The organism is Edaphobacter aggregans DSM 19364, from assembly GCF_000745965.1.
Lineage (GTDB): Bacteria > Acidobacteriota > Terriglobia > Terriglobales > Acidobacteriaceae > Edaphobacter > Edaphobacter aggregans.
In genome coordinates this window covers 1-12,548 of the sequence record NZ_JQKI01000140.1, presented here as the reverse complement: position 1 = coordinate 12,548, position 12,548 = coordinate 1, and the positions used below count along the sequence as shown (strand labels likewise).

Below are 12,548 nucleotides of genomic sequence, written 5' to 3'. Positions count from 1 at the left end.
CAGGATCGCCAAGCTGGGCAACCGCTGCATCGATCCGCGCTTTCCCCGCGCGAGATAGCAATTCGCCTTCACCCTGCCTTGGCTCGAAAAGTTCCGCAGCTTCGATCCACACGCGCGGATTTCTCGGATTCGCAAACACCTTGTCCTGGCGATATTCATCGGGCGCCAAATGCGCCATGGAATAGTAACCGCGCTGTTTGAAGAACCCCCGGAAGAAAAACTCATGCTTGAGAGCCTCTGTATCCTCGGCCATATTGCCGGTAGCTTCATTCGCGTTTGAGAGCGTCTCTCGAATGTTGTCGCCTGCATCTCTGCCTTGCGTGTCCGGTGCGAGAGCTCTCGCAAGGGTCTCCTGCAGTTGCTGCGTGGTTGCATCGACGGTGTGTGCAGCGCTGTGCACGTTCTCCATCGTCTGGTCGAGTTTCTCGCCGAAGTTTCGCGATTGGAAATCAGAAACGAGCGCGTCAGCTTGTCCTGACGCGTGTTTCAGCGAAGAGGTGGCATCACGCACATTCGCAACCGCCTGCCGGATTTCCGCCGCGGTTTTCTCATCGCGCAGCAGCATTCCAACTGTTCCTTGTCCCTGCTTCATCCCGACCACAAGATCGTTCGCGTTGTTGACGGTAGTCGTTACCGCGTCGAGGGTGACCGTGAGTTTGTCTGCGACGGTTTTCATGGTTCCGCTTGCATCACTAATCAGGGCGGTGCCTTTCTGAAGGAGGTCCGCCATATCGCTCGTTTCTTTGCTCGGAAGTGTGGTAGATGGCGCAGCCTCTGGCGACGTCGGACTGCCGGGTCCGATCATCATAAATTTATCGCCCACGACCCCCTCAGTTGCAATGGTCGCCACCGAATCGGTCCTAACAAGACCTCGCACCTGCGTATTGAGTTGCATCTTAAGGCGAAAACCCGCCGATGGCGACGCCGGCACACTGATCTCAGTGACTTCCCCGGCGTCGAAACCTGCAACCTGGACCTTCGCACCTTTGGCGAGACCGTTGAGATTCTTGAATTCTGTGTGCAATTCGATGTGCTTGCCAAAGAAATTGTGTTGATTGCCGATCAAGAAAATAGCCAGGGCAAACAACGCCGTGCCCACGAGCACGAATATTCCGACGCGCACATTACGATTCCACATCGTATTTCTCCGCTACCAGTTTCCGCACCGTCTCGTTTTCATGATGTTCAAGATCTTGCGGTTTTCCGATCGCCGCTAATCTTCCCTGGTCGAGCACCACAAATCGGTCACATATACGTCGTGCACCGTGCACGTCGTGGCTGACAATGATCATGGTCGTATGCTGTTTCTGCTCGAGAAGGAGCTCGTCAATCTCAGAGGTGGTGATGCGGTCAAGTCCGCTGCTCGGCTCGTCGACCAAAAGGATTTGCGGCTCTAAAACTAAAGCTCGCGCGAGCCCAGCTCGCTTCATCATGCCGCCTGAAAGCTGATTCGGCATCTTTTCTCTATCCCCACTCAGGCCGACCTGGTGAAGTGCCCGGTCAATGATCTCCTCGATTTCCTGCTTCGATTTTTGGGTGAGCCGGCGGAGCGGAAGGGCCAGATTGTCGTACAGAGTTAGAAAATCGAATAGAGCGCCGTTTTGGAAGAGAAATCCCATTTTGCGGCGTACCCGCGAAAGCTCTTGCCCTTTAAGCTGCGTGATATCCTCGCCATCGATCCAAATGTGCCCAGTGTCTGGCTTGACAAGAGCAATGATTAGCTTTAGCGTGACACTCTTACCGATTCCGCTCCTGCCCAGCACACAGATCGCCTCCTCGCGTGCGACAGAGAACGTAATGTCTTGCAGCACCTGCTTTTGACCAAATGCTTTTGAGACGTGATCGAGCGCGACGGCAATGTCTTTCGCGTCGTTCATAGCGCGCTCTCTGGAAACATGAAAAAGATGATTTTCACCAAAATGACATCTGCGATGATGACCAGAACCGATGACACCACGACGCTATTTGTTGCAGCTCTGCGAACGCCCTCCGCGCCTTCGTTCGTTGTATAGCCAAAGAAACACGACACCGTCCCGATGATGAAACCAAAGACAGCGGTCTTTAGAGTAGGAGGAATAAAATTGGACCACTCCACACCGCGGAACGCTCGCGCTATGTAGAGCTGAAAAGAGATGTGGGATAAGAAATGCTCGGAAAGGAAGCCGCTGAACACTCCGCAAGCGTTCATGAACGTTGTCAATAACGGCAACACCAGGACGCAGGCGGCCACACGGGGAACGACCAGCAGCTTGAAGGAATCAACAGACAGAGCCTCTATCGCATCGATCTGTTCGGTCGCTCGCATCTCCGCCAGCGAGGCTCCCATCCCCGCGCCGACCCGACCCGCCACCAGGAGGGCTGCTAACAGGGGGCCGATTTCGACGAAAAATGAAAGGGACTGTATTGCAGGTATCCAGGCACTCGCACCAAACCTGATCAGTTCGGTACGCGTGTGCAGTGTCATCACTAGTCCCAAGGCCAGACCGGACGAAAGAATAAGCGGCAACGAGCCCCAGCCCTGGTCTGCGACTTCTAGGCATACGTAAAACAGCTCGAAAGGCGCACGGAACGCGTCTGTAATCACGCGCAGGGCGAATAACGCTCCGCTGCCAATCGTTTCGAGACTTTTCGTCAACGGATTTGCTCCCTTCTCTGACATAGCCGCCAGGCCGAGCGTCTGGCTCGTCCTCAGTTGGCGCTGCCCAATCAGCATAATCACCATCTGGATGTGCCATGGGCTCGCGCATGTGACGGCCGATGCTTCCTCGTCGCAGGCCATCCACACATTCGCATCGAGTTCATTACCATATGCGCCGCCCCCCATCCGATCACGATAGATCGGCAGCACGCAGGAGGCTGTGTTCACATCACACCCTTGCGATTGCAGTAAAGCTCTTTTCGTTGTATCATGTGCTTCGTAAATCGCACCCGCTCCCGGTAGCGCTTCAACGGTATCGCGAAGCGAGTCTGTGCCTGAAGCGGAAGAAGCGCAGGCACTGTGGTTGTGTCGGATCGCCGTGGCCGGTGTTGAGCGGCGCCGAACCAGAGTGGGCCCTGGATTTCGTGCACGATGTACTTGCGGCAGGACGTGGGATTCGCGTGCTCAGCGTGTTCATGCCTTTACGCGGGAGTGTCTGGCGCTGGAAGTGGACGCCGGCTTCGCCAGTCACCCATGCGCCGTTAGGGAGCAGGTCAGGTAAGTTCAATGCGCCGTCCGACCTCAGCCGAAGTTCCGAGTAGAAGAATCATGAAATCGACCCATCTTTTACTGGTCCTGACGATGCTTGCGTTTGCATCACCGATTCGATCGCCTGCTCAACTGGCTTCGGCAGATGGTACCCAGGTCCCACTCCTCACGCTCGACGATGCTGTGTCTCTCGCCCTGACGAACAACCGTCTGGTGAAGAACTCGTCGCTGGAAGCGGAAAAGTACGATTTCCGAGTGAACACGATTCGCAGCAGGCGGCTGCCGCACTTTCAGTTCTCCATCCTCGGTGGTGAATTGCTGCAACCGTTTGATTTCACATTTCCGCCGGGGGTCTTCGGTACCTATCCAGGAATTGGTCCGGTTCCCGCAACGAATGCGAAGGTGCACACTCCTGCCCAATTCATAACCTACACGACGGCCGGGCTGGATGAGCCGTTAACGCAGCAGTACAAGATCCACCTTGCCATACGAGCGACCGAACTGGGTCGGGATATCGCACGCGAAGATGTGCGATCTGAACGTCAGAAGATCGCGAACGAAGTCCGAACAGCGTATTTCGAGATTGTTGCGACACAGGCGGCGGTGGATGCAGTGGGCGCGAGCGTAAAAACATTGCAGGAGGCGCAACGACTCACGGCTCGATATCGAGTGGAAAAGACGGTACTCCATAGCGATGTATTGGAGATCGATGCGCGGCTGGCCAAGGCGCGCTACGAATTGTCTACCGCAGAAGACGGACTCACGACCCAACGTGAACACTTGAACCAACTTCTGGGTCGCGATATCACAACCGCGTTTCGTGTCGATCTGATGCCGGAGGACGACCCGACGGATCTTACGCTCGGAGCGGCGCGACACCAGGCTTCACAGAATCGGCCCGAGATCCGCCAAGCGCAGCTCAAAGAAAAACAAGCGGAATATGACCGCCGACTTGCGAAGGCGGAATACATCCCCGACCTCGGCCTCTCCGTGCAATATCTCGGAATCAACAACGTCCCAATGCTCCCCTCAAACGTTGCGGTGGCTGGCTTTCTGCTGACCTGGGAACCATTCGATTGGGGACGTCGCCACAATGCCGTCGCCGAAAGAACTAGAACTAAAAAACAGGCTAGCTACGGAATACAGGAGACAGAGGCGCAGATCGCAGTCGAGGTAGGAATGAAGTATCGGAAGTGGAAGGACGCCGCTCTGCTTCTCAAGGCAGCACGAATTGGACACGAAGCGGCCGCGGAGCAATTTCGTGTTACCAGCAATAAATACGGAGAGCAGGCAGCGCTCTTAAAAGATGTACTACAGGCCCAGGCTCACAGCTCGGAAGCAGGCTACCAGTACCAGCAAGCACTCTCGTCGTATTGGAGTGCCCTTGCGAACTTGCGCCGATCGATGGGAGAAGAGTGACCGATCAGAACAAGAATTATTTTGCGACTAACAGCCGGCAGGGCAGAGTTCGCGAAGGTGATCGGAGAGGAGTGGACGTTATGGGGAGCAAATTCAGAAAAGGGCTCGGACCAGCAATAACGGCTGTGCTCTTCGCCATGACGGCAGCTACAACTGGCTGTAATCAACCCTCGCAAGTAGCCGCCAAGTCGCCCAGGCCTGTTCATCTGGTGGATGTGACTTTGTATCCGTCCTCAGAAGATTTGCACTACTCGGCTTCCGTTCTGCCGCTCGCACAAGCGAGCTTGTCATTCAAGTCCGCAGGATATGTGACGGAGATTAAGCAGGTCATGGGCGCAGACGGACGGCGTCGAGACATAGGTCCAGGAGACTATGTTGCCCGGGGCACGGTTCTCGCGCAGATTCGGCATCAGGATTTGAAGAATCAGCTTGATCAGGCGACCGCAACTCTGCGTCTGGCCCAGGCGCAGCAGGTCGAGGCAACGAAGGATTACGAGCGCACGAAGAGGCTTTACGCCTCAGAAAGCTTGACCAAGCCTGAGTTCGATCGAGCGCAGGCCAAATTCGATTCGACCCTCGCGTCAGTGGATCAGGCCAAGGCTAACCTGCACCAGGCGCAGTTGGTTCTCGAGGATGCCGATTTAACGGCGCCGTTTTCGGGGTACATCCTGGCTCGGAACATTGAATTAGGAAACCTCGCAGCACCTGGGACTGCGGCCTTTACTATCGCCGACACGAGTGTAGTCAAAATCGGTTTTGGCGTTCCCGACTATGCCCTAAGGCTTCTGCGCTTGGGGCAACAATTCAGCATCCATCTGCAGGACGATCCGAAAGAGTACAACGGGCGGGTCACCAGTATTGCCGCGAGCGCCGATGAAAAAACTCGTGTCTTTGCCATCGAGGTGACCGTACCCAACCCCAAAGCGCTTTTGAAGCCCGGGATGATTGCTTCACTCAGTTTGACAGGCGTTCACAAAGCTCCGGTTCCCTCCCTGCCTCTTAGCGCCGTTTTTGCTGACCCTGCCTCACCTGGACGCTACGCGGTTTTCGTCGCCCAGGAACAGGGCGGCAAATGGGTGGCGCATTTGCGTGAGGTCACGCTCCGCGAATCCCACGAGAGTGATGTGGCAGTCGAAGGTGTAAATCAAGCCGAAAAAGTCGTCGCCGTTGGAGCCGCTGGTCTGAAGGACGGCGATTTCCTCGAGGTTCTCCCATAGAGGTACAGAACAAATGGCACTCGAAAACGAGCAAGACATCAGTAATCACCGCAATATCCCGAGGTTTTTCGTCGAGCATCCGCATATCTCGTGGATCCTACTGGCCGGAGTGCTCATTTGGGGCTGGTTCGGATATACATCCATGCCGCAGCGAAAGGACCCGGACATTCCCGTGCGCCTGGGTGTGGCGGCTTGTCCATGGCCCGGAGCCACAGCGCAACAGGTCGAACAGTTTATTACCCGTCGAATTGAGGACGTCGCGGCTGAGAATAAGACCATTCATCCGGGAACCGATGCTGACTACGGCATCAAGTCCATATCTCTTCCAGGCTATTCGTTTGTGACCATTCAACTGGATGAGGGCATCACCGATACCAAGCGGCAATTCAGCGATATCAACCTCAAGCTGAATGGCCTAAATTCTCAGTTACCGCAGGGCGCCGGTCCCATCACTTTCCAGAGCGATTTTGGAGATACTGCTGCGCTCATGCTGACAGTCGCGAGTCCGAAGGCGGACGATATCGAAATCGCAGCCCGCGCCAACTCCGTCGAATCGGCAATTCGCAAAACTCGTGATGCAAAACAGCAGAATCGAGTGGGTCAGCAGATCACAGTGGTAGTTTCCTTTCCGCAATCGATTTCGGCTCGACAGGTTCTTGACACCGTATACCTGTTTCAAGAGCAAGCGCAGAGTGCCGGAATCCTTCGAGAATCGGAAATAATACAGGGGAGCGGATTCACCGGTGTGGATGGCGTTTCCGAAGCAGATGACAGCACCATTCAAGCGTTCATCCGGCGGTTCATCGCGAAGCGGTTAAAACGGTCCGAGTTGCATCCCGATGCGTGGGTCCCGGCGATCATCCGCGATCCGAGGGAAACACGAACGAAACTGGCCAATGTTGCGGGCGAAAAATACAGCTATGCCGAACTCGACAATTTTTCTGATCTGATTGGCCGAACGCTGCAGGGAGCTCCCGAAGTTTCCAAGGTGGAGCGGCGGGGCGCGTTGTCGCAGACCATCTATCTGGATTACTCGCAGGATCGCCTCGCAGCCTACGGCCTGCGTCCTGCTGATCTTTCCAAAGTGCTTTCCGCCCGGAACATCATTGCCCCGGGCGGAACTGTTGAAACAGGCGAGCGCAGGGTCATTCTCACCCCTTCGGGACAATTCGATACCGCTGGAAGCATCGGGGATGTGGCTGTATCGGCTACATCAGAGGGTGCCCCCGTATATTTACGGGATCTCGTCCAAATCAGCCGAGGCTACCAGGCTCCTGCCCAGTATCTCAACTACTACACTTGGCGAGACGCAAATGGGCACTGGCAGCGCAGCCGTGCGATCACCTTAGCAATCTACATGCGCGATAAGATGCAAATCGCGCGCTTAGGACAGTCCGTGAATTCGAAGCTTTCGCAGCTTCGTCCAATTCTTCCCGCCGACCTGATTCTGGCGCACACCTCCGACCAGCCGCTCCAGGTCAAAGAGAACATCCATCTGTTCATGCGGGCACTTATCGAAGCCATCATTCTCGTCGTCTTAGTTTCGCTGCTTGGATTTTGGGAGTGGCGGCTGGCGCTGATCATGGCGCTGGCAATACCCATCACACTCGCGATGACGTTCGGCATCGTGAATATGTTGGGAATCGATCTTCAACAAGTCTCCATCGCAACGCTGATCATTGCACTGGGCCTTCTCGTGGACGTGCCGGTGGTCTCTGGCGATGGCATTAAACGCCATTTGGCGGAAGGTTTTCCGCGCAGCATTGCCTGCTGGCTCGGCCCTACAAAACTTGCAAGCGCGATTTTCTACGCGACGATCACCAATATCATCGCCTACCTCCCATTTTTGATGCTGACCGGCAATACCGGCGAGTTCTTGAAGAGCCTGCCTATCGTGATGACGGCTTCTCTTGTTTGTGCGCTGATCGTTGCAATGACGTTTGTTCCGTTCCTGGGGTACTACATTTTGCGTCCTCCGGCAAAGCCTGAACCGACGATCGAGGAGAGACGGCAGCGAGGATTTTACGGCTTCTATAATCGGCTTGTTGGCAAAGCCATAAAACACCGTTGGGCTGTGCTCGGCGGGTCCTTGGTTTTCCTGGTGATAGGCGGTCTCTTCAGTTCCCGGCTTAAAACCCAATTCTTTCCCGACGATGTCCAATATTGGTTTTATTTGGATATTTGGCTGCCGAATGACACTCCCTTGAGCGTCACCAATGATGCTGCAATGCAGGCCGAAGGAATCGTCCGGCAGGTGATTGAAAATTCGCCTGACGCCGCTACTAAGGAAAACCGTGGGCATCTTCTTAAGTCGCTGACGACCTTTGCCGGTGGTGGGGGACCTCGCTTCTGGTTTTCGGTCTCGCCGGAAATGCCGCAGACCAACTACGCTCAAATAATTGTTGAGATCACTGATAAAGAGGCTTCGCCACAATTAGCTCGTCCGATCCAGGACGCAATGGACAAGGAAGTACCAGGCGCCTGGGTTACGGTTCGCCAGCTTCAAACGAATCCTGTTGAGAATCCCGTAGAGTTGCTGATTTCTGGGCAAGAGGACGTTGACCCAAAAAATGAAGTTCGCGATATTCGCGCGCTGCGACAGATTGCCGGGCGGGCTCAAGATATCGTCAGGCAGGCTGGCGGTATTGCCGTTCTTCGCGATGATTGGTTCCCTGACGATGTTCAGCAGAGGATCCAGATCGATCCAGACCGCGCCAACGTCGCCGGCATTACGAACGCCGATGTCGCAGACGCCTCGGCCACGGCCATGAGCGGCGCGCCAGTGGGCGTGTTCAAGGAAGGCGACAAGAACATCCCAATTGTGGCCCGCCTTCGCATGGAGGAGCGCGCGCAGCTTGCTAATATCAAGAACCTATATGTTTATTCTTCGCAAACGAACAACCGGGTGCCCTTGCTATCGATCGCGACTGTCGGAAATTCTTTAGAAACGGGCCGCATCGCGCGGCGCGAGCATTTTCGCACCATTTCGATTCTTTGTTACCCGCAGCCTGGAGTTCTCGCCTCTGAGGTCTTGGGACCACTCCTGCCAAAACTGCAGCAGTTTGAGAAAAATCTTCCCCCGGGTTATCAGCTCCGCATTGGTGGCGAAAGTGCCAAACAAATAGAAGGCTTCACCAACCTCAAATTCGTTCTGTTGATCTCTCTACTTGGCATTTATCTGGCGCTCCTCATTCAATTCAATAATGCCGTGAAACCTCTTCTGGTATTCGCCGCGGCTCCGTATGGTGCAATCGGCGCTCTGATCGCTCTTTCGGTCATGCATACTCCGTTTGGATTTATGGCCTTTCTGGGCATCGCCAGCTTGATCGGCGTGATCGTCAGCCACGTCATCGTGCTATTCGACTTTATCGAGGAAATGCGTGCCAAAGGGGAGCCCCTGGAACAGGCACTGCCAGACGCAGGCATTCAGCGTATTCGGCCGGTAATGATCACTGTAGGAGCGACCATATTGGCGCTCTTCCCGCTGGCGCTTGAAGGAGGGCCCCTATGGCAGGCTCTTTGTTATGCACAGATAGGCGGGCTTGCCGTGGCAACGTTCATCACGTTGCTCTTGGTGCCCGTCCTTTACAGCATCTTCGTTCTTGATCTGAAAATCATCCGCTGGGAAACGAAACAACCTCCCGGCAGAGACGAAGCTCGGCCATCCCCTGAAATGGGGCTACACACCAGCCGATGACAAAGGTCAGTTGGTTTGTCACGGCCTTGCTCGCCTGACTGGGGCGTAGCGGCTATGGGAAAGACGCTCGAATGAAGCAGTGAGCATGTTTAGATCGTTGAAGGCTTTTGCGATGATTCTTTTTAATCAAGTTGCCGTGGCTGTTCTTCTGCTGAGTCTTACACTCTGCTTGCAGTGCGTCGGTTTAATTACGCTCATCGAGTGGCTAAAGTGTGTTCTGATCACGGACATTCACAAACACGGGCCAGGTTACTCGGCCACCCTGGTAGTGAAATCGATGGTCGCAATTGTAATTCTGCACGGGCTCGTGATTCTTCTCTGGGCCAGTTTCTACCGGATGTGTTGCTTCCCGTCATGGGAGCTTGCCTTTTACTTCTCCGCGAGCAGCTATTCCACTGTGGGATATGGTGATCTGATTCTCCCGTCCAAGTGGCGACTCTTAGGGCCTCTGGAGGCGATCACTGGTGTGTTGATGTGCGGAATATCGATCAGTGTTGTGTTTGCTCTCGTCACCCGGTTGCTCGATCGCGACACGCAATCTTCGCTGAAAGAGTCAACTGGACAAAGCCATGCCTAACGTCAACACCTGAAGAGGTAATCAATTTTCTTATGAATACTAATACTACAACTAATACAACAGCGGATGCTGCCACACTCATGAACACTCAATACGGATGCGGTCCAGTGCAGTTTGCCGGGGCCAGCGAAGCACTATATGAACGGCACCTGCTGTTTGATAGTGGCGTCGATCTGGCGGGGGCGACAGCGCGCGACCGCTTCGAGGCGCTTGCCCGGTCGGTGCGCGACATTTTGTCTCAGCGACGGCTTTTAACAGAGAAGACCTACGAACAACAAAATCCTAAGCGGCTCTACTATCTCTCGATCGAGTACCTCATCGGCCGCTCACTTTTAAACAATGTTATGAATCTTATGCTCATGCCACTGGCGAACCAGGTCATCGAGGACAAGAAGCTTAATCTTATCGAGATATTGGAGCAGGAACCCGACGCGGGTCTCGGCAATGGCGGGCTTGGGCGTTTGGCAGCCTGCTTCATGGAATCCGCCGCGACGATGCAGCTCCCAGCCATGGGTTACGGACTGCGATATGAGTACGGCATCTTCAAGCAATCAATCCAGAAGGGATGGCAACAGGAGATGCCGGACAACTGGCTGCGTTCTCCTGATCCGTGGGAGTTCGCTCGCCCCAACGAGAAGGTGGAAGTCAACTTAGGTTGCTCGTTCGAGCTCAGCGGAGGCAGCTTGCGTCCCGTGCCGGGACGTCCATCGACTCTGTACGGCATCCCTTTTGATCGCCCTGTTATCGGGTACGGTGGTTCCACGATCAACACTCTTCGTCTCTGGGCAGCGACTGCCCCGGACTACTTCAACTTTGAAGAGTTCTCTCACGGAGATTTTGTAGAGGCGTTTACTCAGAACCTCTCCGCTGAAACGCTAACCCGGGTCCTTTATCCCGATGATTCTCGATTGATGGGACAAGGGCTCCGCCTGATACAGGAGTACTTTCTTGTCGCCTGCTCGCTGGCGGATGCGGTGCGCCGCTTCCAACGCGGCAACTCGGATTGGCGCTTGTTTGCGGAAAAAGTCGCGATTCAGATGAACGATACGCACCCGGCTCTGGCCGTGCCGGAGCTCATGCGAATCCTGGTTGACCAGGTCCACCTTGGATGGGACGAAGCCTGGCACATCACGCAGAACACATTGGCCTACACAAACCATACCTTGTTGCCGGAAGCGCTCGAAAAATGGCCAGTACCGTGGTTTGAAGACATGCTGCCCAGGCAGCTGGAGATTATCTACGAAATCAATCGCCGTTTTCTGAGCGATGTCCGCCGGCGGTTTCCGGGTGATGAAGGCCGCATTCAGCGCTCGAGCCTTATCGAAGAAGGGTTCGGCAAGAAGGTTCGCATGGCGAATGTCGCGGTCGTAGGTTCCCACAGCACGAACGGGGTGGCTGCGATTCACTCTAATCTGTTGCGTGAGACAACACTAAGAGACCTGGCAGAGATCTTTCCTGAGCGTTTCAACAACAAGACAAACGGAGTCACGCCCCGGCGTTGGTTGCTACTTTGCAATCCCGAGCTTTCCGGACTAATCACAGATGCAATTGGAGACGGCTGGATCAGCGACCTAAGCCAGTTAAGCAAGCTGAACGCGTTCACGTCGGACAGCGCGTTCCGTCACGACTTCCTAAAAGCAAAGCGCGACGCCAAGCGGAACTTTTGTGATTGGGTCAGGTGGTCAACAGGACAGCTCCTTGATCCGGATGCGATCTTCGATTGCCAAGTTAAACGTATCCACGAGTACAAGCGTCAGCTGCTGAATGCGCTCAGGATCGTAGTGCTTTACAACCGGCTACGGGAGAACCCCGGGCTGAACATGCATCCACGGACGTTTTTCTTTGCCGGCAAGGCTGCTCCTGCATATCGGCTCGCCAAACTGATTATCAAGTTCATTAACAATCTCGCTGTCACCATTGACGGTGACCCGGCCGTCCGCGGGCGGATCAAAGTAGTATTCCTGCCCGAGTACTGCGTCTCGCTTGCAGAGCACCTGATCCCCACCAGTGACGTCTCCAACCAGATTTCGACAGCAGGCTACGAAGCCAGCGGCACAAGCAATATGAAGTTTATGATGAACGGTGCATTGACGATCGGCACACGCGATGGCGCAACGATTGAGATGGCTGCGCAAGCGGGTGAAGAAAACTTCTTTCTTTTCGGACTCACGGCGGAGCAGGTGGCCGGCAGTCGCGCTTGGTACAACCCGCGCTGGCACTACGAACACGAACCCGAGGCCCGCGAAGCGTTGGACTTGATATTCTCCGACTACTTCAGTCGCAATGAACCAGGGGTCTTCGCCCCATTGCGGGACGCATTGCTTATGCAGGGCGATCACTATATGCACCTGGCGGACCTAAAGTCGTACCTCGAGGCAGACGAGCGGCTGCGCGCGTTGTATAACCAACCGGACGAGTGGGCGCGCAAAGCGATTTTGAATGTGGCGGGCT

The 12,548-nt window shown here is 55.0% G+C and carries 8 protein-coding genes and 1 pseudogene; 6 read left to right on the top strand and 3 right to left on the bottom strand.

Features of this window, described 5'->3' with window-relative positions; translation table 11 throughout:
- From Q363_RS26550 to Q363_RS26540, 3 genes are all read right to left on the bottom strand, one after another.
- Positions 1-1,138, bottom strand: a 1,138-nt coding sequence (locus Q363_RS26550) for an MlaD family protein (RefSeq protein WP_035356795.1), incomplete at its 3' end; no start/stop codon positions are given.
- On the bottom strand, positions 1,125-1,877 hold the full coding sequence (locus Q363_RS26545) for an ABC transporter ATP-binding protein (RefSeq protein ID WP_035356785.1): 753 nt from the start codon (positions 1,875-1,877) through the stop codon (positions 1,125-1,127). The genes Q363_RS26550 and Q363_RS26545, both read right to left, overlap by 14 nt.
- Positions 1,874-2,866 carry an MlaE family ABC transporter permease gene (locus tag Q363_RS26540; RefSeq protein WP_245632489.1) on the bottom strand — a complete coding sequence of 331 codons (993 nt, stop codon included), beginning with the start codon at positions 2,864-2,866 and terminating at the stop codon, positions 1,874-1,876. Before Q363_RS26540 ends, Q363_RS26545 begins: the two co-directional genes overlap by 4 nt.
- An 86-nt stretch (positions 2,867-2,952) precedes the next feature.
- Between Q363_RS26540 and Q363_RS44770 the strand changes: the two are divergent.
- The 6 genes and pseudogenes from Q363_RS44770 to Q363_RS26515 form a co-directional block, all read left to right on the top strand.
- Positions 2,953-3,164, top strand: a pseudogene (locus Q363_RS44770) (IS3-like element ISCARN116 family transposase); the annotation flags it as partial.
- Between the two features lie 83 nt (positions 3,165-3,247).
- A complete protein-coding gene (locus Q363_RS26535; protein WP_035356783.1) occupies positions 3,248-4,606 on the top strand; it encodes a TolC family protein in 1,359 nt (452 codons plus the stop codon).
- A complete protein-coding gene (locus tag Q363_RS26530) occupies positions 4,603-5,823 on the top strand; it encodes an efflux RND transporter periplasmic adaptor subunit (protein ID WP_157467616.1) in 1,221 nt (406 codons plus the stop codon). Before Q363_RS26535 ends, Q363_RS26530 begins: the two co-directional genes overlap by 4 nt.
- 13 nt (positions 5,824-5,836) lie before the next feature.
- Positions 5,837-9,520: an efflux RND transporter permease subunit gene (locus tag Q363_RS26525; protein ID WP_064742733.1), complete on the top strand. Its 3,684-nt coding sequence runs from the start codon at positions 5,837-5,839 to the stop codon at positions 9,518-9,520.
- A 97-nt stretch (positions 9,521-9,617) separates the two neighbouring features.
- Positions 9,618-10,097 (top strand): potassium channel family protein, encoded by a 480-nt coding sequence (locus tag Q363_RS36895; RefSeq protein WP_169747142.1) that lies wholly within the window; start codon positions 9,618-9,620, stop codon positions 10,095-10,097.
- 80 nt (positions 10,098-10,177) lie between these two features.
- Positions 10,178-12,548, top strand: a 2,371-nt coding sequence (locus Q363_RS26515; RefSeq protein WP_245632488.1) for a glycogen/starch/alpha-glucan phosphorylase, incomplete at its 3' end; no start/stop codon positions are given.